The sequence below is a fragment of the Staphylococcus sp. HMSC034G07 genome (assembly GCF_001835975.1).
In the GTDB taxonomy this organism is placed as follows: domain Bacteria; phylum Bacillota; class Bacilli; order Staphylococcales; family Staphylococcaceae; genus Staphylococcus; species Staphylococcus ureilyticus.
Map to the genome: position 1 here is coordinate 307,094 of NZ_KV826593.1, position 21,837 is coordinate 328,930.

Here is a 21,837-nt window from a genome sequence, read left to right on the forward strand (position 1 = left end):
TTGAGTTGGTCTAGAGGTTTTTTATTTTGCTATCGCAGCACTTACATATCATTATTCTAATTAAATTGTTATTTATTCATCTTCTAATAATGATTGGCCTGCAATAATGCCTTCACGTGTCAACTCGTGACTATTCACCCATATTTGTTTAACTGTTGCGCCAGCTTGATTAAAGATATCAATCACATGTTGACTATCCTGAACAGAAACGATAGGGTCATTTTCACCCATTGATAATAATACCTTAGAATTGGATAAATCTTTGTCATTTACTGACTCTAAAGGATATAATGGTGCGTAAAGTAGTGCTTTGTTAAATGAAATATCTGGGTGTAACATCATGCTTATCGCAATATTAGAACCATTAGAGAAGCCTACTGGTATAGCTTGGGTCAAATCAAAATGATACGTTTTAGCCGCTTCTTTTAAAAATTGTATTAAATTGTTTGTTCTATATTTCAAATCTTCAATATCATATTGTCCTTCACCATATCTCTTGAAGAAACGATTCATACCATTTTCCGAAACTTCTCCTCTTACACTTAGTACATTATAACTTGCATTTAATGCTTGTGCTAAAGGTAAAAGATCATGTTCATCTCCACCTGTGCCATGTAATAAAATAAAAGTTGGACCGTTTAAATCACCTTGTTTAAAAATGTGTTCCATTATTTATCATCTCCTTTTTAATATACTTATATTCGAATAGGTGGTAATAATTTCAATAATGCTTCTCTTTGTTCCTCATATTGTGGCGGTAACATAAGATGTGTACCCAAGTCTTCAAATCGTTCATCTATCGTAAATCCTGGTCCTTCAGTAGCAAACTCAAAAATAATGCCACCACGTTCTTTCATGTAAATAGCATTAAAATAATTGCGATCTTTCACTTCCGTTACATGATAGCCCTTGTCTTTCATTTTCATTTGCCAAGCTTTGTGTTCCTCATCATTAGGTACTGACCAGGCAATATGATGCACGACACCAACACCCCATCGTACACGCACATCGGCAACTTCTTTTTGAACTATCACATGGTGTCGCCATTCTCCTTTAGTTTCAAGGTGAATATGACTCTTATTTTCATCTATTAGCTCTAACCCCATATCCTCATTTAATGTTCGTACTGTTTGATATGGCTCAATTGATAGCATGCTAACACCATGAAAACCTATAATATTTTCTCCACTATCGTACGTATGCGCTTCATCAGCTTCCACAAGTGCTAATGGTAACGCATGTGTATCTGAAAATTCGACCGTAGCTTTATTAAATAATTGTGTTCTCGCAGTTTCTATCCCATGTGATTGCAAATGTTTTTCCCAATCTTCTAATGATTCTTTAGGCACTCGAAATGCTATACGTTGAACCTGACCAGAACCGATACGTCCTTTATAATTGTTGGGCCAATTAAAAAATGTCAATATTGTTCCATTATCCACATTGCCATTCGCAAAATATAGATGGTACGTGGAAGGATCATCAAAATTCACTGTTTTCTTAATTAATTTTAAATTGAGTATATCTCTATAAAATTGAATATTCTCTTCTGGATTACCTACAATCGCCGAAATATGATGAATATGACTAATATCTTCCATAAAATAACTACCCTCTCACTTTTTAATATTAAGATTTAAGCAATCTCACAATTTAATGTGAACGTCTTGTATCAAATGGACGCACTTCTGATTCTATATAATCACGTTTTTCTTCTAAAAATGGTGGTAATGCAAGGCTTTCGCCCAATGTTTCATATGGTTCATCTCCCATAAATCCAGGTCCATCTGTAGAAACTTCAATCAAAATATGACCAATACGTGCATATAATGCTTCAAAATAAAATCTATCTACTAAGCCTGAGTTACCAATACCATACTGTTCATATTTTTCTAACCATTTAGATATTGCCTCATGATCTTTTAATCTGAATGAAACATGATGCACTTCACCATAACCTTGTCTTGCTTCTGGTCCAGTTGCATCTTTTCTTAAAAAGACTTGGCCACCATTACCACCTTCACCTACTTCTAATACTGCAACGTTTTCTTCTTCTATAATTGTTGTCATACCAAATATATCTTCTAAAATCTTTTTAAAGTCTTCAAAATAACTAACAGTTATTTCAATCGGACCTAGACCATAAATCGCTTTATCTGTTGGTACTGGGCCTTCTTTCCATGGTTGACCAGCTGCCACACCTTTATTGTTTTCATCTGAGATTAATTGATAACTTTGTCCATCTGCTTCTTCAAAAGGCAATACCTTTTTACCAAATAATGTTTGAATGCCTTCATGTTTAATATTATATTCATTAAATCTTTGTTCATAATATGCTAACGCTGCATCATCAGGCACACGAAATGACGGACGTGTAATTGAATTTGTACCAGAATACCCTTGAGGAACATTAGGAAAATCAAAAAATGTCATATCTGTACCTGGAGAACCAACATCATCTGCAAAGAATGTATGATAAGTATATATATCATCTTGGTTTACAGTCTTTTTCACAAGTCTCATTCCTAATACTTCAGTAAAAAATTTATAGTTTCGTTCAGCATCATCTGTGATTGCTGTTACATGGTGTATTCCTAATAATTGAGTGTTTGTCATAATAAAACTCCTTTTTCCATTATATTTATCTCTATTTCGAAGTAATTTTGAATAAAATTTTTAAGTGCTACGACTTATTGATAGGTTGAGCACTTAATTTTTTTAAAGCTTGTTGCAATGTTGCTAATTCTTCGTTTGACAATACTGAGAAAGTTGATTCTAACGTAGCTGCATGTTCTGGAAATATATCATTCATCAATGCATGTCCTTCTTCTGTAATTGAAGCATTCGTTACGCGCTTATCCTGTATATTTCGAATTCTTACTACATATCCTTTTGCTTCTAACTTATCAACGACATAAGTGATACTGCTACTCGCAATTAAAACTCTGTCACCAATACGTTGTATCGGCTGATCACCTTTATTATATAATAACTCTAAAACTGCAAACTCCGTTATATTCAAACCATAACGTTGAATATCATTTCTGACGATTTGTTCTAAATGATCTACGGTTCGATTTAAACCAATAAAGGTATTCAATGACTCTTTAGTACGATTCATTGCATCACCAACTTTCAATTTATTTCGATTTCGAGATAAATTATAATACCCTTTTGAACATAAGTCAACACATTAAGTATAAAAAATATACTAACATCCGATTACTTAACAAAACCAAAGTTTTATGATTATTTCTCAAACCGTTTCTTCTGCTCAAATAAGTGGTATATATCATAGTGTGGAGGTGTCGTAATGAATAAATTATTTATAAACAACCAATTTGTAGAAAGTGAGTCTAATGACACAATGAATGTCATTAATCCTGCGACAGAAGAAATCATAGACACAATTACATTTGCGACTAAAGACGAAGTAAATTCAGCTGTGGAAAAATCTAAACATGCACAATTAGAATGGGAAAAGGTCCCTCAACCAACACGTGCTGACCATGTAAAAATGCTAATTCCGTTATTAGAAGAACATAAAGAAAAAATTGCAAAATTATATGTTCAAGAACAAGGTAAAACACTCAATTCAGCAATCGGTGAAATAAACAAGGCAATACACTTTATAGATTATATGACAAGTCAAAGTATGAATAGCAAAGGTGAAGTGATTCAAAATAGTCGTGAAAATGAGACGATACAATTAACTAAAAAACCTATTGGTGTGACAGCAGGTATCGTACCATGGAATGCACCCATCATGGTATTAATGAGAAAGGTCATTCCTGCTATAATCTCAGGTTGTTCTGTAATAATAAAACCTAGTGAAGAAACATCATTAGTAACTTTAAAAATTGCAGAATTGTTCCGACAATCAACGATTCCTGCGGGTCTTATTCAAATTGTTCCTGGTAAAGGAGAAACAGTAGGTACGCAATTAGCAGAACATCCAGATATACAATTAATATCAATCACAGGTAGTATGCGCGCGGGTAAGTCCGTTTATGCCAAAAGTGCCCAAACGGTTAAAAAAGTTAATCTTGAACTTGGCGGTAATGCGCCTGTAATAGTGACACCAAATGCCAATTTAAATAAGGCAGTTGATTACATTGTGGCTGCTAGAATTAATAACGCAGGACAAGTATGTACTTGTCCTGAACGCATCTTTGTTCATCATGATATTCACGAAACTTTCATTAACAAACTAAAAGATAAAATGGAGACTTTAAATGTAGGCGATCCATTCGATGATCAAACTGATTTCGGTGCAATTATCAATCAAAAACAATTAGCAAGCATAGATGAAAAAGTTCAAAAGGCAATTCAAAATGGGGCTCAATTAATTACAGGTGGCAGCATCATAAATCGTTCTGGTTATTTTTATGAACCAACGATTTTAGACCAAGTTAATCCAGACGACGAAGCTTTTAAAGAAGAAATTTTCGGCCCTGTACTACCTATAATTAAGTATTCTGATTTTGCAGCAGCTATTGAACACGCCAATCACACAAATGCCGGTTTATCATCTTATATATTTTCAGAAGATTTAAAAGAAGTAATGACAGCAACTGAACGTCTTAAATTTGGTGAGGTTTATGCAAATTGTGAAGCAGAAGAAGTTGTGAATGGATATCATGCTGGTTGGAGAGAGTCAGGTATTGGAGGCGCTGATGGTATTCGTGGGCTTGAAGAATATTATAATACAACAGTATCTTACATCAGATATGATTAAAAATGTTAATTATTGAAAAATACAAAACATGTTGAAATGACTAAATGTATATTAAAAAACGATGATGGTACTTTCTATCACAAAATCAAAAGAGGTTGGGACAAATTTTTTGTCTCAACCTCTTATCTTTATATTAAAATTACTCATTAAGTGCTTTATTTAATGACTTCATATTTTCTTTCATTAAAGATTGATAAGATATTTGCTTATCCTCTATATCTTCTTTTGATAAGGTTGCCATATTATGAAATTTTAGTGGGGTTGTATTAGATTCTTTTTGAATAACATTTGTAACTTTAGATGTTATATTTTGTTCATATAATACATAAGGTTGTTTAGTTTTATTTATATTTTGAACGATATTCATGAGTTCACGTTGACTAGGTTCTTCATTATTCATGCCACTAACACCTTGCTGTTTAAAATGATAGCGATTTGCAAGATAACCTATAGAGTCATGAGAAATTATGGCTGTATCACGTTTAGGATGTTGTGTGATTCGCTTCATCTCATGATCAATTTCATTCATATCCTTTATCAAATGATTATAATTACGCGTGTAATACGTTTTGTGCTTAGGATCCTTCTCGATCAAATCATTTTTAATCACCTTAGCAAATTTTTTATTTAACACCGGATCTAGCCATACATGTGGATCTTCCCCCCCATAATTATGGCTTTCATGTGTTTCATGATGTTCATGTTCGTCATGATCGTCATGTGCTTCATGATTTGAAATTAAATCATGGTGATCAAGGTGTGCAGCAACAGGTAACTTCAAATTATTATTTTTAATTGAACTTGCAATTTTCTTGGCAACGGGATCCATTTCTTCATTCGAATAGATAAACAAGTCACTTTTAGCGATATTAATCATTTCTTTTTGTGTCGGTTCAAAAGAGTGCATATCTGCACCAGGTGGATAAATCGAATCAACTTCTACATATTTGCCTCCAATCTGATTAGTGAAACTTTGGAATGCAAAGGCTGTCGTATATATTTTTAATCTATTGTTCGAACTGACGTCTTTTTTCTCAGAATTTATATTTCCGCATGCACTTAACAATACGATAAATATACAGGTCAGAATAAGTAACATAATTTTTTTCAAAAAACGCCCCTCCAAATCGAAATTATTCCGTTAAAACTATAAACTTATTTTCACATTTTTTCAATGGTTTTTTATTATTCTTCAATTTTTACTAACATCATTAATGTTTGAAATATATGCTTAATTTTAAAATTTGTTTAACTTAAGGCAAAATGTGATATTAAATATATATGATGTTAATAACATGGAGGTGTTAGAATGGCGGAAATCAAACAAGGTACAAATAAATTTTATGTAGGCGATAACGAAGATAATCCACAAGCGGAGATTACATTTCAATCTCAAGGTGACAACCATATAATCATTGACCATACAGGTGTACCAGATGAACTTGGTGGTCAAGGTTTAGGTTCACAACTTGTAAAATCAGTAGTTGACTATGCACGTGATAACAATTTAAAAGTCTCCGCGACATGCCCTTTTGCTAAGTCAGTTATTGAGAAAAAACCAGAATTTCAAGATGTATATGCAGATTAATTAGGTGTCTACAACCTTTTCAAAGTCCAAAATAAATTTGGATATAAAACATCTTAAACTAAATCATCATTTTGAATGAGCCTGGGATGAATCAGTAGTCCCCCAGGCTCATTTGCTTTGTTTATTCTTTAAACCTACATTCGATTCTAATACATAACGAACGCACTTCCATAATTATAAAATATAGAGCTACCTCAATAGTTCTTTGACTGCACCCCTTTTATTTTGGCTTTTGATTGTTTAGTTTCATTTAAATTTTGTAATAACGTTAATTTCCATACTTCATTGATTTTGTTTAAAAATGGATAATTTAACCATTTTGTAATGCATACATATTATAATAAATACCATTTTTTTTAATCAGCGTTTCATGTGTACCTTGCTCTACAATTTCTCCGTGATTTAATACAAGTATTTTATCTGCATCCTGAATCGTAGAAAGTCTGTGCGCAATGGCTAAAGTGGTTCTTCCCTTTCTCATTGTATTCAAAGATTGTTGTATTTGTTCCTCTGTTTCAGAATCAATGTTTGCTGTCGCTTCATCTAAAATAAGTATTTTAGGATTTGTAGCAATTGTTCTTGCAAATGCTATCAATTGTCGTTCGCCACTTGAAAATGAGCTTCCTTTTTCAATCACTCTATGTTGATACTGACCTGACAATTTTTCAATAAAATGATGCGCATGTACAAATTCTGCTGCAGCTTTTACTTGTTCAAATGTCATCGTTGGATGATACAGTTTAATATTTGATGCAACCGTACCATAAAATATAAATGCGTCTTGAAGCACTAGCCCTATTTTCTGTTTTAATTCTTGTTTAGGGATTGTTTTTATTGAATGTCCATCCACATTAATGCTCCCTCGTTCAAATTCATAAAAACGCATAAACAAATTTATAATTGAACTCTTCCCAGAACCCGTATGACCAACAAGAGCTACCATTTCACCAGGATTAACGGTAAAATTAATATTTTTTAATACATCTGACTTTCCGTCATAGCTAAAACTGACTTCTCTAAATTCAATCTTTCCTTCTTCAATTGTGTACGATGGTACAGGTTGTTGTTCAGGTTCGTATGTGTCATCATCAATTAAAGTAAATACCCTACTCGCTGAAACTAAAGCTTGTTGCAAAATATTTAAATTTTGACTCACTTGATTAATTGGTTCAAAAAACCGTTCCATATATTGAACAAATGCAAATACAACGCCAGCCGTAATACCTGTCGTAAAGCTAATGATACCAAAATATCCCAAAATCATAACTACCGCAAAAATAGCTAGAGAACTTATTGCAGGTCTCAATAATAAACTATCAAGTTTCACAGTTTTTAACATATATTGATAATGTTCATCATTAATACGATTGAATTCACTGTTTAATCTTTTTTCTTGGTTAAACGCCTGTATTATCTTCATGCCTTCTATAGACTCTGCTAATTTTGTATTTAAATCGGACAATTTTTGTCTAGATTTTGCAAATAAAACAGCTGAGTATTTACGATAACTCGCAAGAATAAATATAATAACTGGTAAAAATATTAAAGATATTAAAGCCAATCTCATCTCTAAAATAAACATCATTATATAACTAGAAATCATCATAAAAAAGGCTATAAGAAATGTTGAAAATACGCCTATAATCATATCAACAATTGTCTCAGTGTCATTCGTTAACCTAGAGACTATACTACCACCTGATACCTTATCAAAATATTTCATTCCCAATTTACCTAATTTATTAAAAGCGTCAATTCTTAATTGTTGGATCACTTTAAAAGCAAGATATTGAAAAAGATATTGGCTTAAATACATTGTTACTGCACCTATTATTTGAATACTAATAAAGATAATCATCAGCCATATCATTGCTTGTTGGGGAAAAACGCGTGGCGTAAGATAATCATCAATAAATACTTTCACTAAGTAAGGCGTCAACATACTTGCAATCGTTGATATTGTTAACGTTAAAAATGCTAAAGCAATAGTTCCTTTATAAGGGGTCGTATACTTAAATAACCTAATCAAAGCCTGAGCTTGATCTTTTGCAGTTAAATTAACTTTCTCAGCCATTGGTATCGTCCCCTTTCGTTAAGTCATCTAAATTACGCGTGAGCTTTTGTTGTAAAGCTTGAGCTCGATATGTTTCGTAATACCATCCTTTTTGATTCATCAAAGTAGAATGTGTGCCCTTTTCCACAATCGTTCCTTTATCCATAACAATAATTTCATCCGCTTGTTTCACAGCACTCATCCGATGCGCAGTAATAATATTAGTTTTTCCTTTTCTTAGTTTTTTTAAATTGCTTAGTATCACTTCTTCGGTTTTGGCATCTACTGCAGAAAGGGAATCATCAAGTATTAATACCTCTGGGTCTATTAATAGCGCTCTCGCAATGGATATTCTTTGTTTTTGTCCTCCTGACAATGATACGCCTCTTTCACCTACCACTGTTTGATATTGATCAGGAAAAGATAATATATCTTCATGAATATCACTTGCTTGACTTGCTGCAAATATTTGGTTATCACCTATTTTTTCATTACTAAATGCAATATTATTACGAATTGAAGTTGAAAATAAAAAGTGTTCCTGTGGTACATATCCAAACTGATTTCTCAAAAGCTGTACATTATAATCTCGAATAGGATGCTCACCATATGTGATTTCATGCGTTTCTTTTGTATCATACTCTCTAAGTAGCAATCTAATCAGCGTACTTTTCCCTGAACCAGTTCTTCCAACGATGCCCACAGTAGTACCCTCCCTAACTTCAAAATGTACATTATAGATACCTTCTTTCGAATCACCCGGGAAATTAAATTCCTTAATATTAAACTCAATATTTCCAAAGGGTCTAGTGTTAAGTTTATAATCTGTATCTATATCATTAGGGGTATTTTCTATTTCTTCAATTCGTTCATATGATGCCTTTGCCCTTTGAACGATATTAAAAAATAGTCCTAGTGCTAGTAATGGCCAAACGAGCATCCCTAAATATGTCGTGAACGTAATCAGTTGACCAAGTGTGATTGTATTATTAAAAACCAATTTTGCACCAAATACGATTGATAAAAAGTAACTCATTCCTATCACTAATGTGATTGTAGGATCAAATAATGCATCAATTTTCGAAACTTTTAAATTTTTATCAACTACATCATCACTTAAATCTTTAAAATCTTGTTGGTCACTCGCTTCATAACCGAATGTCTTAGTTACTTTGATACCAGCAACACTTTCTTGAGTCTTATCGTTCAATCTACTAAACGCTGCTTGTGCTTTTTTAAATCCTTTACTAAGTAACGATCCATAAAAATTTGTTAACAATACCATAAAAGGTAGTGGTATCATTGCAATCAATGTTAATTTCCAGCTTACTGTTACAGCCATTGTAATCACCACTGTTCCACCAGTTATCAAAGAATCTGCAATCATCAATATTCCAGCCCCCGCGGCATTTTGCACTGCTCTTATATCATTAGTTGCATGTGCCATTAAATCACCAGTTCTTCGATTTTGATAAAAGATAGCACTCATAACTGTATACTTTTTATATAAATATGTTCTTAATATTTGCCCCAACTTTTGACTAGTTCCAAATATTGATAATCTCCATATATACCTTAATACATAAGTTAAAATTGCTACCAATACTAATACCAAAAGATAAATCATTAATAGTTTAGGCGTTAATTTGTTTCCCACCATATCGTCAATAGTCTTACCTATAATCTGTGGAGGTAAAATTTCAATTAAAGCAATTAAAAATAATGTACTCAATCCAATAAGATAACTGCCTTTATGTTGTTTGAAAAACCATCCCAATTTCCAAAAAACTTGCATACGCTCACCCCACTCCATCCTCCAAATTGTCCATGTTCACATATTACCATATGTTGTTAAATGTAAATATAGAAGTGATATTAAACTTTATGTAATTCTACGTCATGAGACACTTAAATTGACTTGGTATACTTTTTATATTAATTTGTATCTATAACTCATAACCGAATATAAAGGAGCAAGGCGATGACTTTTCACGATAAATCAGCAATTCAAGTAACAAATATCACCTTAAACATTAAAAATTTACAAACGATGTTGAATTTTTATTCACATATTTTAGGACTTAAAGTGGTATCAACAAATGATACTTCTGCAGTTTTGCAAGTAGGTTTGAGCGGCCATACAATTACGTTATGTGAAATACCAGAGGGACGTCAGCCTACTTTAAGTGAAGCAGGACTATTTCACGTAGCATTTCTACTGCCCGACCGCAAAGACTTAGCTAATTTCTTATTTCATATTTCGCAATCAAACATTCCGGTTGGTGGTGGAGATCATCTAGTAAGTGAAGCTTTATACCTTAATGATCCAGAAGGTAATGGCATTGAAGTTTATTATGACAGACCTAAGTCTGTATGGTTGTGGGAAAATGATAAAGTGAAAATGGATACGTTACAAGTAGATACGAATGATTTACTTAATCAAAGAACAAAGATGGGCTGGGATGAAATGCCAAATAATGCGAAGACTGGACATTTGCATTTGAAAACATCCGACTTAACCATCGCTCAACATTTTTACATTGAGCAACTAGGTCTCCAGCATATTTCTAACTTCCCGCAAGCTCTATTTATGTCATCTAAATATTATCATCACCATATTGCAGTAAATACTTGGCAATCACGCTTACCTAGAGTTGAAAATGATACAAGCTATGGATTAGCCCATATCGATATTTATAAACCAAGTATCGATACTGAAGAAACTTTTTTTATAGATGGTTTAAGTATTAGATTACACAATAATATGTCATTAATTGCTGATAAAACTTAAAAACATTGACATCACACGCCATCAGTATAATAATCCAACTCACTTTTAAAGTTCATAAAACAAAGAAAACGTCAATTTCTGTAATGACAACAGAAATTGACGTTTATAATTCAATACATTGTATGAATGAATTGGCTTTCTTTTTTATGAATTTTAAATATTTGAGTCCTCGTAACGCTTATTATTCAACCCACTCTACTACATGTGATTGAGGTTGACGTACTTTTTCTTTTGCTGCGTTTTCTCTATAACCAAATGCAACCATTACAGATGGTGCAAAATGCGCTTCATCCATCAAACCTTCATCACTTAAAAATTGCGTAACAGCATCTAAATCAAATCCTTCCATAGGGCAAGAATCAATATTTAATAATGCTGCACTCGTCATCATATTACCTAGTGCAATATATGTTTGTTTTTTAGCCCACTCCAACAATGTCTGCGCACTATCATTAATATGGAAACTTGTTTGGAAATTATCAAATTTTTCTTCTGTAGCAGGTATACTGTCTTCGCTATATTGTTTAATGTCTCGAATCATATGTTGTACAAATGGTGATTTAGAAGTTACGTTTTTTCGCGCTAATAAAATTACAAAGTGGCTTGCTGTCTCTAACTGCCCTTTTGCACCCCAACTTATTTCTTTTAACTTATTTCTAATTTCAGAATTTTGTACTACGATAAATTTCCACGGTTCTAATCCTAGAGAACTTGGAGACAATCTACCCGCTTCTAAGATTGTGTTAAATTCACTTTCACTTATCTTTTTATCTGAATCAAACCTTTTTGTTGCATGTCTAAAATTAAACGCATTTATAATTGTCTGTTGCATATCATTCATTTCTTGTTTGCCTTCCTTTCCATTTGTAGCTTATATTTTTTAGTATAGAATAGGTTGTTAGACGGATGAAAGTAATATGTTTAAGCGTAATACTGCCAAAATTTTAAATATTAATTTTTCATTTTAGTACTTTATCTTCAATAATTGATAAAACACCTTGTTTATCATTTGACGGTGCTACATACTTTGCAATTTCGAATAAGGTTTCATCTTCACAATTTTCCATTACATAACTATGTGTTGCTAATTGCAGCATATCTAAATCATTATTTGCATCTCCAAAAGCCATGAGTTCATCTTCCGTTAGTCCCCATTTTTTTAATAATCTTGCTAACGCATTGCCTTTGGTCATACCAGGTAGAATGATATCGATACTATCTCGACCACTCGATACAAGTGATAAATCTTGTGAAAAGCGATTTGACAAATCTTCATCAAGTGTTGGATGTGTTGTTCTATCTATATTTAAGGCTATTTTTACATATGCATCTTCTGGTAAATTTTGCAAAGATGCTATTTCTTTTAATTGTCGATAATAAAAATGTGCATCTTTTTTAAATGATTGTGCATTATTCTTTAATATGTAAGCACTTTTTACGCCACAAACAATTATTTCATTGATACCACGCGTGATGTTTAAGTAATTAACAATATTATGGAAAACATCTTTTTCAAACGCTTGATAATCATACAACGTATTGTCTTCATAAATAACCGCACCGTTTTCCGCAACAAAAAACATAGCTTTATCTCCAAAAATAGATTTTAATTTTGCGTATTGATTACCACTTGCTGCTATAAATTTAATATTTTCATTTTTTAATTGTTGAAAGATACGATTAAACCTTTCTTGATCATATTGTTTTTTTGAATCCAAAAATGTACCATCCATATCTATTGCGATTGCTTTTATCATACTTTTCATCCCCTCGAATACTCTGCTTATATCTGTAATTCATTATATCCATAATTTTCGAGGAATTAAAATGAATCACATATTTTATGCTGTAAATAACATGGTTTTCAAAGATTAAAAAAAGAGGCAGAATAGAACGCATATACACAATATGCTTCATTCTACCTGCCTTTAATAGCTTATTCATTTTCTCAAAAATATTTTGAGATAAACAGAAGTAAATCGTTTTATAACTATTCAACGCATCATTTATTATACCTAACTACATAAAGCTTTAGACTTTTTGATCGTCTTCTTTCATACGGACTATAGAGACATAATTAGATTTTTCTTTAATATCATAGATGGTTAAACCAGTAATGTCTTTTTGTTTGCCTGGCACAATAATACTTATGATATAAGAGAAAACAAAGGCTACTATAAACGAAATAATTGATACATAAAATGGTGAATTGCCGCCACCCATACCATTAAAGATATAAGCAAAAATAATTCCAAAAATTAATCCCATCAGCACACCGAATGTATTCGTACGCCGTGTGAATATACCAACCGCAAACACACCAGCCAATGGCACACCCACTAATCCAGTAATTAACAAGAAAAGATCCCAAAGATCATTAGAATCTGCTGCAATTAGATATATAGACATGCCGAATCCAAATAAACCTGAAAGAATAATCATCCATCTCGCAAATCCTACTTCGCTTTTTTCATTTTTCTTGCCGAAGAATCTGTGCTTAATATCAACAGAAATACAAGCTGAAATTGAATTTAAACTTGAAGAAATGGTTGATTGTGCCGCTGCAAATATGGCCGCTATCAATAATCCAGCAACAAATGGTGGCATTTCAGTAAGTATAAAGTATGGTACTACAGATGAAGTATTAAAATCTTTAGGCAATGCACTTTCATGACTATAAAATGAGTACATCATTGTTCCCATACCATAGAATAAGGGCGCTGATATTAAAGCTAATAATCCGTTGGTCCATAAAGACTTTTTAGTTTCTGATATAGAATCTGATGCTTGATAACGTTGTACCACATCTTGACTTGCTGTGTATTGATGCAAGTTATTAAAAATGTTTCCTAAAAATATGATGGGAATTGCTGCTGCGGCAGTATTAAATTTCCAGTTATCAGCACTAATGATTTTATTATGTTCCAGTGCATCACTGACAACGGTGCTCATTCCCCCTTGAATGTGGACGACACCTAAAATAATAATTGCTGCTGCCCCACCTAATAGAATGACACCTTGAATGAAATCACTCCATACTACACCTTCGAAACCTCCAAGAAATGTATAAAGAATACATAATATACCAACCAAACTTGCCACAACATACGGGTTCATATCTGACACAGATGTAATCGCTAACGTAGGTAAATAAATGACAATAGCTACTCTCCCAATATGGAATAATACAAATAGTAATGAACCAATAACACGAATACTAGGTCCAAAACGTGCCTCTAAATATTCATACGCAGACGTCACTTTTAATTTTTTAAAAAATGGTACATAAAAGTAAATAAGTAAAGGAATAATTGCTACAATCGCAATATTACCTGCAATATATGACCAGTCTGTTAAAAATGCTTTTTCTGGCGTAGACATAAAAGTAATCGCACTCAAAGTCGTTGCATAGATAGAGAAACCTACTGCCCATGAAGGTAAACGACCACTAGCCGTAAAGAAACTATCTGTACTTTGGCTTGCGCGTTTGGTAAAATATGCTCCGACTAAAAGCATAACTAAAAGGTAAATAACTACTGCTACCCAGTTCCATGTACCAAAACCAACTTGTTCCATTTAATTCATCCCCTTATACGGTAACCTACAAATCGTATTTGTTAATTAATGTTTCTAATTTAGCTCTGTTATTTTCATTGAATGGTTTAAATGGGCGTTTCGGTAAACCTCCGTCAATACCACGTGTCGCTAAAATTTCTTTTAATGTAGAATAAATGCCCATAGACAACACATTTTCAATTATGTCGTTAGTATCATGCTGAATTTGATATGCTTCATCAATTTGACCGCTTTTAGCTTTTTCAAAAATTTGTCTTGCGCGTCTACCATTCACGTTATAAGTAGATCCAATTGCGCCATCCACACCAGAAATAGCTGCTTGCACTAACATTTCATCAAAACCTGAAAGTATTAATTTATCTGGATACGCTTTTCGAATACGTTCTAATAGGAAAAAGTTAGGAGCTGTATATTTTACGCCAACCACTTTTTTATGGTTAAATAATTCACCAAATTGTTCTATAGAAATGTTAACGCCAGTTAAGTCTGGAATTGCATAAATAATTAAATTATTTTGTGTCGCTTCAATTAATTCAAAATAGTAATCTTTGATTTCTTCAAATGAAAATGGATAATAGAACGGTGTAACTGCTGAAATCGCATCATATCCTAATTCAGTTGCATATTTACCTAACTCTATTGCTTCGTTTAAATCTAACGACCCAACTTGAGCAATCAATTTTACATTTTCATTAACCGCCTCTTTCGCAACTTTAAAAACTTGTTTCTTTTGTTCTTTATTTAATAAGAAGTTTTCACCTGAACTACCGTTAACATAAAGTCCATCTAAGCCTTCAGTTTCAATGGCATTTTGAGCAATTTGCGCCAATCCTTTCTCTTTAACCTGACCATCTTCATCAAATGGTACTAATAATGCTGCATATAAACCTTTTAAATTCTCTTCCATCGTATAACCCTCCATCTATATATTTAAGTTATTATTCAAAATCATTTATATAACTGTATAATGCTTTAAAAAATATCTTTTATTTATTCTATTTACAGTTCAAATTGTAAACGCTATCATAGAGTGTGGCAATAGAATTTTGAAAAAATACATCATTTCGAAACAATATAAGTGAAAATTTTTTTCAATATCGATTTTCTTTTAAAAATTAAGGAGGATTTGTATATGCATCCATATAAGATTGCTATTGATATTGGAGGGACAGAAATTAAAGCAGCTGTAGTTGATCAATCATTAAATTTTATAGAATATATCAAAACACCCACCCCTAACAACATAGATTCATTTATTAAGGATAAAATTTATAACATTGTAATGACGTTTCAAAAATCTTATCAAATATCCCCACTTTATGTCGGCATTTCTAGCGCAGGCGTTATAGACGAACGCCGTGGCATAGTTGAATACGCTGGTCCAACCATACCCAATTACGTAGATACTGACTCAAGTGTTTGCTTAAACCATTAAATGCTCAGGTGAACGTATTTAACGATGTCAATGCAGCTTTGTTAGGGGAATTGGTTTTCCATGATTACAGCGCACAAAATATTTTTTGCTTAACACTGGGTACAGGAATTGGGGGCGCTTTTTATAATAAATATTCCCAACTATACAACGGGGAACGAAATCGTGCTAATGAAATTGGTTATTTACTTTTTGATAGACAAACAAACAAAACATTTGAACAACGTGCCTCAACAACTGCCTTAAAAACACTCATGTTAGAAAAAGGATTTATTTATCAAGACAATGTACCAAAATTATTTGAACTCGCAGATCAACAAGATAATCTTGCATTATCAATACTCAATCAATGGAGTGATTCAATCGCAGAAGGTATCGCTCAAATACAGATTATTTATGATCCCGGTTTAATTCTGATCGGTGGCGGTGTTTCTTCACAAGGACAAAATTTATTAAAATACATCGTACCTAAAGTCGAACATTACTTACCTGAGCAATACGGTCATGCTCATATACAAACAACGCGTACACAGAATCATGCTGCACTTTATGGCGCAGTCTCTAAATTTTAAAACAGCTATTGACGACGTTATGCTGTTATAGCCATGAAAATTACGTCCTTTATGTACCAAAATCATCAAAAATCCTACTATCAAAGAAATATTGATATTAAGCCAATTTTTCGTTTATGCAGGTATTTACTGTTGCACACGAAGAAAGCGGTCATAAATAAACACAATTAAGCGAGCACAGTACTTACTTGTTTCTTCATACTTTGAAATATATCCACCATATTAATGTCCATGGACTACAAAAGCGCCAAATTCTATATAATCACAATAGAATTTGGCGCTTTTGTTTTAATCAAGGATACTTATATGCCTAACGAACCTCGTAACATTTATTTACGTGTTTACGTTCACAATGACTCTATTCATTTAACACTACTTTTTTCGTATGTTGATATACATTATGCATATATGTATCATCTAATAATAAGTAACTGACAATATCTATTAAAAACAATGTTGCGATTTGAGTATTAATAAATTGTGTGTCTTTATTTCTAGATTGATCAGTTGTTATGAGCACTAAATCTGCACACTCAGTAATTGGACTTCCTTCATAATTCGTTATAACTACGACATAAGCCCCACGTTCATGTGCTACTTTGGCTGCAGCTATAAGCTCTGTAGTTTCACCACTATTTGAAATCGCAACAAATGTATCTGATGCTGATAACAAAGAAGCAAATATTTTCATTTGATGAGCATCTGTAGACACATTCCCTTTCAAACCCATTCTCATCATACGATAGTAAAATTCTGTAGCTGATAATCCAGAACTACCAAGACCTGCATAAATGATTTGTCTACTTCGAATAATTTGGTTAACAAAACTTTGAATTTTTTCATCAGAAATAAATTCTCCTGTTTGCTGAATAATATTTTGATGATATTTATGAATACGTTGAATTAAAGGACTATTTTCTATTACTCTTTCCGACATTTCTTGCTGTAAATTAAATTTCAAATCTTGAAAGTTCTCATAATCTAATTTATTACTAAATCTTGTAATCGTTGCAGGCGAAGTACCAATCGCATATGCTAATGAATTAATTGTTGAAAATGTGTCGTCAAAGTCATTGTTTTGAATATACGCTACGATTTGTTTATCTGTTTTAGTAAATAAATGATGGTAACGTTGCACGCGATTTTCAAATTTCATATTATCTATCCTCCCATCCCAATCATAGCTATAGTATAAATGAAAATGTTTTTCATAACAATGAAATATATTGATTATTATTTTCTTGGTGTTATATTAAAAATATGAATCTATTAGATAGTAAAGTATTTTATTAAATCTACTAAAGTTACGGAGTGTATTATTATGTTACCACAAGGATTAATTGTCTCATGTCAAGCCTTGGAAAATGAGCCGTTACATTCATCTTTTATCATGTCAAAAATGGCTTTAGCTGCATATGAAGGTGGTGCTGTTGGCATTAGAGCAAACTCTAAAGAAGACATTATGGCGATAAAACAAGAGGTGAATTTACCTATCATTGGTATTGTCAAAAGAGACTATGCAAATTCTGATGTTTTTATCACCGCAACACGTAAAGAAGTCGATGAATTACTAGAAAGCAAATGTGAAGTTATTGCCTTGGATGCTACAAAGCAGGAGCGTCCTGAAGAATCATTACAAGAACTTGTTTCTTATATACGTCAGCAAGCACCAAATATAGAAATTATGGCTGATATCTCTACACTTGAAGAAGCACAATATGCTGATAAATTAGGTTTTGATTACATAGGAACGACCCTTCGAGGCTATACTGCTTATACTAAAGGACATATTTTGTATGAAGATAACTTCAAATTTTTAAAAGATGTGATTTCACATGTTCATGCAAAAGTTATAGCTGAAGGAAATGTCATCACACCTGAAATGTTTAAACAAGTTACAGCCTTAAATGTTCATTGTACAGTCGTCGGAGGTGCGATTACACGTCCTAAAGAAATCACCAAAAGATTTATTCAAGCAATTGAAAATTAACATTTAAAAAAGCCCGTATTCAAACTCATGTTTTACTTGGTTAATGAATACGGACTTTTTATATGATTTTTTATTTAACGGTGCATGTTATAGTGCTTCGGCAATAAATATTTTTCTATCTTCCCACTCACCTGTTTGTTCATTGTAATTATCACATGTAATTAATGTTAGTTGCTTCTTATTCGATGCTTGTTCGTCCAACACTTCAACTTCATCTGGTTTTACATCATAAATTTTAGTAATCTGATACGTTCTTCGATCATCTCCAACTTTAAAATAAACTTTGCTTCCCTTTTTCGTTTCAGGTAACCTAGAAAATTGATAATCCGAATGACCCGTTAATGTATGACCTGCAATTGCGATATTTTGATCCTCTAATGATTCGTTTGATTCCACAAAACTTACGCCTCTATCTAATTGTTTCGGCGTGGCCGGGCCAGGATAAACAGGTGTTTTAATATCTGCATCAGGAATTGATAAATAACCTGCCATCTTTGTCTTATCTTTAGGTATTTCTACTTTCTTTTTTTCAGAAGTTTTAGATTGTTGGTCATAATGTTCTATTTTATTTTCATTGTCTTTTTGAGTAAAATAATTATCAATCTTTGGTTTCATAAATAAATAAATTGCTATTATAATGAGTGCCACACCAATTAATGTGACAAGTCTACTTCCCCATTTTTTCATGTCACGCATGCTCCTTTGTCTAAATCAAAAGATTCATTATAAGTATAGCACAACTCATTATCTAACAAAGCATATTTTTTTGCATTAATCCTTTTATAGTTTTAAAAATTAATAATGTGGTAGATACTAAAGTATTGAATATATATAAAGGATGTGTTTGTATGTCAGTATTTTCTAATGATGAGCGTGTAAAGATATTGTCTGACATTGTTGAAATTCAATCTGTGAACGAAAAAGAACTTGATGTCGCACATTATTTACAAGATTTATTTAATAAATTCGGAATTCAAACCAAAATCGAAAAACTGGAAGGCGAAAACACAAGAGCTAACTTAGTTGCAGAAATTGGTAACGGAAAACCTGTGGTTGGTATTTCAGGGCATATGGACGTTGTCACTACAGGTGATGAAAATTTATGGAATTATGATCCATTTAAGCTTACAGAAGATAATCAAGGAAGATTACACGGACGTGGCTCTGCAGATATGAAATCAGGACTAGCCGCTTTAGCAGTTAGTTTAATAGAAATTAAAGAAGCAGGTACATTAAATCAAGGTACTATCAGATTTATGGCGACTGCAGGAGAAGAAGTAACGAGTGACGGCGCTGCATTATTACATGAAAAAGGCTATATGGATGACGTCGAAGCCCTATTAATCGCAGAGCCTTCACAAGATGGCATTGTTTATACACATAAAGGTACCATGGATATTCAAGTGATATCCAAAGGTAAATCTTCACACAGCTCAATGCCTGAATTAGGTTATAATGCGATTAATCCATTGGTCGATTTTATTCATTATTTAAATAAAGCGTATAACAAAGTTGATATTAAAAGTGAGTTGCTCGGTACGCCAACAATGAATTCAACAATCATATCCGGTGGCGACCAAGTCAATTCTATACCAGCCTATGCTGAGTCACTGTTTAACATGCGTACCATACCAGATTATGATAATAATAAATTTGAGGCGTTATTTAACAGTATAAAAGATCAAGTTAACCAAGAAAGTAACGCCGATATAACTGTTAACCCTTATGTAAACCGCGATCCCGTATATACTAAGGGGGATAATACGTTCTTAAAATTAGCTAAATCTTTAGGTGATTCCTATTTTGATAGAAATCTGGATGTGACTTCTTCTACTGCAACTACAGATGCATCATATTTAATGAAAGATAAAGATGAAAGTTTCTCATTTGTAATGTATGGCCCAGGTGAGACTGGACAAGCACATCAAGTTGATGAATATGTTTATAAAGATGCTTATCTAACTTTTATAGATTTATATAGCCAGTTATTACCTCAATATTTAAATACGGCTAAATAAAATCACTAAGCACGTGATATAACACGCTTACGATCACTAAACAAAGCTTAATACAGAAACTGCGTACTCTATAAATGGCTAATCCACTTCGTATGGATTAGCCATTTTGTATTTAACATTTCCAATTTTAACATCATATATTTGACTAGAGTAAATTGTATAAAAATTCAAAACTAACATCCATTTTTTTTCATTCAAATTACTATGATGATTTTTCACTTTTAATGACTGTAAATACTCTCTGGACAATCTTAAATGTTTATTTATTCATCTCTAACCAATTAATTAATTCATTTAAATTATTAACTGTTATTGTAGGATTTTGTCCATTATAATCAAAATGTCCATTTTGTCTATTCACCCAAGCTGTATCAAAACCGAAATTGGTTGCTCCCGTTACATCCCAAGAATTAGAAGAAACAAATAATATCTCTTCTCTTTTCAGATGATGATATTTCAAAATCAATGCATAACTTGCAGGGCTGGGTTTATATTGTTTAATTTCATTAACGCTCATAACTGTATTAATATTTTCCCCTAACTCAGAATTATCAATCAATGGTCTAAGCATGTTATCATTTCCATTAGATAGTATACCAACATCGATATTCATATTATTAAGTTGCGCGAGTATTTTAGGTACTTCGTAAAAATACTCTAAATTTAAAAAAGCATCAAACAACCTGTTTATATCTTCACGATCATATTGTATTTTGTGTTCATCCATTGTATAACGTAAAGCTTCTTTCGTTAACTCATCAAAGGAAATATATCTTTGCATAATTTGTTTTAAAAACATGTGATTTAATTGCGTTTTTCTCCACAGCTTTGAAATTGATGTTGCTTGTTCATCATCAAATTGCGTCATACCTTTTTTTAAAGAGGACATGTCAAAAAGTGTTCCATAAACATCAAAAATAATTGCTTTATACATTTTAAACCTCCTATTCAAAACACACATTTACTTATTCTTTATCACATTTCAACAAAGTCAAACAGTTTATTATCATTTTTATTTTTATGTAAATTGATAAGGACAATTGAAAAGATATTCACTCTATCGTTTATTAATTTTTTGT

The 21,837-nt window shown here is 32.3% G+C and carries 19 protein-coding genes and 1 pseudogene; 6 read left to right on the plus strand and 14 right to left on the minus strand.

From position 1 onward, the window contains the following. Positions 1–72: 72 nt before the first annotated feature. The 4 genes from HMPREF2586_RS02745 to HMPREF2586_RS02760 form a co-directional block, all read right to left on the minus strand. Positions 73–669, minus strand: coding sequence for a methylhydroquinone degradation carboxylesterase MhqD (locus HMPREF2586_RS02745; RefSeq protein ID WP_070812623.1), 597 nt, complete (start codon positions 667–669; stop codon positions 73–75). Positions 670–695: 26 nt separating this feature from the next. Continuing rightward, positions 696–1,601, minus strand: coding sequence for a VOC family protein (locus HMPREF2586_RS02750; RefSeq protein ID WP_070657975.1), 906 nt, complete (start codon positions 1,599–1,601; stop codon positions 696–698). Positions 1,602–1,653: 52 nt separating this feature from the next. After that, a complete protein-coding gene (locus HMPREF2586_RS02755; protein WP_070657976.1) occupies positions 1,654–2,616 on the minus strand; it encodes a ring-cleaving dioxygenase MhqE in 963 nt (320 codons plus the stop codon). A 67-nt stretch (positions 2,617–2,683) separates the two neighbouring features. Beyond that, positions 2,684–3,121 (minus strand): MarR family winged helix-turn-helix transcriptional regulator, encoded by a 438-nt coding sequence (locus tag HMPREF2586_RS02760; protein ID WP_046206973.1) that lies wholly within the window; start codon positions 3,119–3,121, stop codon positions 2,684–2,686. Positions 3,122–3,313: 192 nt separating this feature from the next. Here HMPREF2586_RS02760 and aldA point away from each other — a divergent pair, with 192 nt between their 5' ends. Continuing rightward, positions 3,314–4,738, plus strand: coding sequence for an aldehyde dehydrogenase (aldA, locus tag HMPREF2586_RS02765; protein ID WP_046206780.1), 1,425 nt, complete (start codon positions 3,314–3,316; stop codon positions 4,736–4,738). Between the two features lie 139 nt (positions 4,739–4,877). On the opposite strand, the gene HMPREF2586_RS02770 is transcribed toward aldA, so the two are convergent. Continuing rightward, positions 4,878–5,849, minus strand: a complete 972-nt coding sequence (locus tag HMPREF2586_RS02770; protein ID WP_070657977.1) for a metal ABC transporter solute-binding protein, Zn/Mn family — start codon at positions 5,847–5,849, stop codon at positions 4,878–4,880. 198 nt (positions 5,850–6,047) lie between these two features. On the opposite strand from HMPREF2586_RS02770, the gene HMPREF2586_RS02775 reads away from it, so the two are divergent. Next, positions 6,048–6,326: a GNAT family N-acetyltransferase gene (locus HMPREF2586_RS02775; protein ID WP_019470056.1), complete on the plus strand. Its 279-nt coding sequence runs from the start codon at positions 6,048–6,050 to the stop codon at positions 6,324–6,326. Between the two features lie 310 nt (positions 6,327–6,636). On the opposite strand, the gene HMPREF2586_RS02780 is transcribed toward HMPREF2586_RS02775, so the two are convergent. Continuing rightward, positions 6,637–8,400, minus strand: coding sequence for an ABC transporter ATP-binding protein (locus HMPREF2586_RS02780; RefSeq protein ID WP_070657978.1), 1,764 nt, complete (start codon positions 8,398–8,400; stop codon positions 6,637–6,639). Next, positions 8,393–10,174 (minus strand): ABC transporter ATP-binding protein, encoded by a 1,782-nt coding sequence (locus tag HMPREF2586_RS02785; RefSeq protein WP_070658101.1) that lies wholly within the window; start codon positions 10,172–10,174, stop codon positions 8,393–8,395. The genes HMPREF2586_RS02780 and HMPREF2586_RS02785 overlap by 8 nt, the downstream gene beginning before the upstream one ends. 186 nt (positions 10,175–10,360) lie before the next feature. Here HMPREF2586_RS02785 and HMPREF2586_RS02790 point away from each other — a divergent pair, with 186 nt between their 5' ends. Continuing rightward, entirely contained in the window at positions 10,361–11,170 is an 810-nt protein-coding gene (locus tag HMPREF2586_RS02790) for a VOC family protein (RefSeq protein ID WP_070657979.1), read from the plus strand. Between the two features lie 181 nt (positions 11,171–11,351). On the opposite strand, the gene HMPREF2586_RS02795 is transcribed toward HMPREF2586_RS02790, so the two are convergent. From HMPREF2586_RS02795 to HMPREF2586_RS02810, 4 genes are all read right to left on the minus strand, one after another. After that, a complete protein-coding gene (locus tag HMPREF2586_RS02795) occupies positions 11,352–12,011 on the minus strand; it encodes an NAD(P)H-dependent oxidoreductase (protein WP_064209271.1) in 660 nt (219 codons plus the stop codon). A 118-nt stretch (positions 12,012–12,129) separates the two neighbouring features. After that, complete coding sequence (locus HMPREF2586_RS02800; protein WP_070657980.1) at positions 12,130–12,927, minus strand: Cof-type HAD-IIB family hydrolase; 798 nt, start codon at positions 12,925–12,927, stop codon at positions 12,130–12,132. A 274-nt stretch (positions 12,928–13,201) separates the two neighbouring features. Further along, positions 13,202–14,746 (minus strand): sodium:solute symporter family protein, encoded by a 1,545-nt coding sequence (locus tag HMPREF2586_RS02805; protein ID WP_070657981.1) that lies wholly within the window; start codon positions 14,744–14,746, stop codon positions 13,202–13,204. Positions 14,747–14,771: 25 nt separating this feature from the next. Beyond that, positions 14,772–15,653: an N-acetylneuraminate lyase gene (locus HMPREF2586_RS02810; RefSeq protein WP_046206773.1), complete on the minus strand. Its 882-nt coding sequence runs from the start codon at positions 15,651–15,653 to the stop codon at positions 14,772–14,774. 225 nt (positions 15,654–15,878) lie between these two features. Here HMPREF2586_RS02810 and HMPREF2586_RS02815 point away from each other — a divergent pair. Then, positions 15,879–16,750: pseudogene (locus HMPREF2586_RS02815) on the plus strand (ROK family protein). A 358-nt stretch (positions 16,751–17,108) separates the two neighbouring features. On the opposite strand, the gene HMPREF2586_RS02820 reads toward HMPREF2586_RS02815, so the two are convergent. Continuing rightward, positions 17,109–17,906, minus strand: coding sequence for a MurR/RpiR family transcriptional regulator (locus HMPREF2586_RS02820; RefSeq protein WP_019470049.1), 798 nt, complete (start codon positions 17,904–17,906; stop codon positions 17,109–17,111). A 165-nt stretch (positions 17,907–18,071) separates the two neighbouring features. On the opposite strand from HMPREF2586_RS02820, the gene HMPREF2586_RS02825 reads away from it, so the two are divergent. Next, positions 18,072–18,740: an N-acetylmannosamine-6-phosphate 2-epimerase gene (locus HMPREF2586_RS02825; protein WP_070037368.1), complete on the plus strand. Its 669-nt coding sequence runs from the start codon at positions 18,072–18,074 to the stop codon at positions 18,738–18,740. Between the two features lie 87 nt (positions 18,741–18,827). On the opposite strand, the gene srtA is transcribed toward HMPREF2586_RS02825, so the two are convergent. Further along, positions 18,828–19,427, minus strand: coding sequence for a class A sortase SrtA (srtA, locus tag HMPREF2586_RS02830; protein ID WP_070657983.1), 600 nt, complete (start codon positions 19,425–19,427; stop codon positions 18,828–18,830). 161 nt (positions 19,428–19,588) lie between these two features. Between srtA and HMPREF2586_RS02835 the strand changes: the two genes are divergently transcribed. Continuing rightward, a complete protein-coding gene (locus tag HMPREF2586_RS02835) occupies positions 19,589–20,758 on the plus strand; it encodes an ArgE/DapE family deacylase (RefSeq protein ID WP_070657984.1) in 1,170 nt (389 codons plus the stop codon). A gap of 259 nt (positions 20,759–21,017) precedes the next feature. Here HMPREF2586_RS02835 and HMPREF2586_RS02840 read toward each other — a convergent pair whose 3' ends face one another. Continuing rightward, positions 21,018–21,692, minus strand: coding sequence for a haloacid dehalogenase type II (locus tag HMPREF2586_RS02840; RefSeq protein ID WP_070657985.1), 675 nt, complete (start codon positions 21,690–21,692; stop codon positions 21,018–21,020). Positions 21,693–21,837 lie beyond the last annotated feature (145 nt).

Excerpts from the sequence above, each read along its gene's own strand:
- HMPREF2586_RS02745 (WP_070812623.1), bottom strand. The coding sequence starts at position 669 with ATGGAACACATTTTTAAACAAGGTGATTTAAACGGTCCAACTTTTATT.
- HMPREF2586_RS02750 (WP_070657975.1), bottom strand. The coding sequence starts at position 1,601 with ATGGAAGATATTAGTCATATTCATCATATTTCGGCGATTGTAGGTAAT.
- HMPREF2586_RS02755 (WP_070657976.1), bottom strand. The coding sequence starts at position 2,616 with ATGACAAACACTCAATTATTAGGAATACACCATGTAACAGCAATCACA.
- HMPREF2586_RS02760 (WP_046206973.1), bottom strand. The coding sequence starts at position 3,121 with ATGAATCGTACTAAAGAGTCATTGAATACCTTTATTGGTTTAAATCGA.
- aldA (WP_046206780.1), top strand. The coding sequence starts at position 3,314 with ATGAATAAATTATTTATAAACAACCAATTTGTAGAAAGTGAGTCTAAT.
- HMPREF2586_RS02775 (WP_019470056.1), top strand. The coding sequence starts at position 6,048 with ATGGCGGAAATCAAACAAGGTACAAATAAATTTTATGTAGGCGATAAC.
- HMPREF2586_RS02780 (WP_070657978.1), bottom strand. The coding sequence starts at position 8,400 with ATGGCTGAGAAAGTTAATTTAACTGCAAAAGATCAAGCTCAGGCTTTG.
- HMPREF2586_RS02785 (WP_070658101.1), bottom strand. The coding sequence starts at position 10,174 with ATGCAAGTTTTTTGGAAATTGGGATGGTTTTTCAAACAACATAAAGGC.
- HMPREF2586_RS02790 (WP_070657979.1), top strand. The coding sequence starts at position 10,361 with ATGACTTTTCACGATAAATCAGCAATTCAAGTAACAAATATCACCTTA.
- HMPREF2586_RS02795 (WP_064209271.1), bottom strand. The coding sequence starts at position 12,011 with ATGAATGATATGCAACAGACAATTATAAATGCGTTTAATTTTAGACAT.
- HMPREF2586_RS02800 (WP_070657980.1), bottom strand. The coding sequence starts at position 12,927 with ATGATAAAAGCAATCGCAATAGATATGGATGGTACATTTTTGGATTCA.
- HMPREF2586_RS02805 (WP_070657981.1), bottom strand. The coding sequence starts at position 14,746 with ATGGAACAAGTTGGTTTTGGTACATGGAACTGGGTAGCAGTAGTTATT.
- HMPREF2586_RS02810 (WP_046206773.1), bottom strand. The coding sequence starts at position 15,653 with ATGGAAGAGAATTTAAAAGGTTTATATGCAGCATTATTAGTACCATTT.
- HMPREF2586_RS02820 (WP_019470049.1), bottom strand. The coding sequence starts at position 17,906 with ATGAAATTTGAAAATCGCGTGCAACGTTACCATCATTTATTTACTAAA.
- HMPREF2586_RS02825 (WP_070037368.1), top strand. The coding sequence starts at position 18,072 with ATGTTACCACAAGGATTAATTGTCTCATGTCAAGCCTTGGAAAATGAG.
- srtA (WP_070657983.1), bottom strand. The coding sequence starts at position 19,427 with ATGAAAAAATGGGGAAGTAGACTTGTCACATTAATTGGTGTGGCACTC.
- HMPREF2586_RS02835 (WP_070657984.1), top strand. The coding sequence starts at position 19,589 with ATGTCAGTATTTTCTAATGATGAGCGTGTAAAGATATTGTCTGACATT.
- HMPREF2586_RS02840 (WP_070657985.1), bottom strand. The coding sequence starts at position 21,692 with ATGTATAAAGCAATTATTTTTGATGTTTATGGAACACTTTTTGACATG.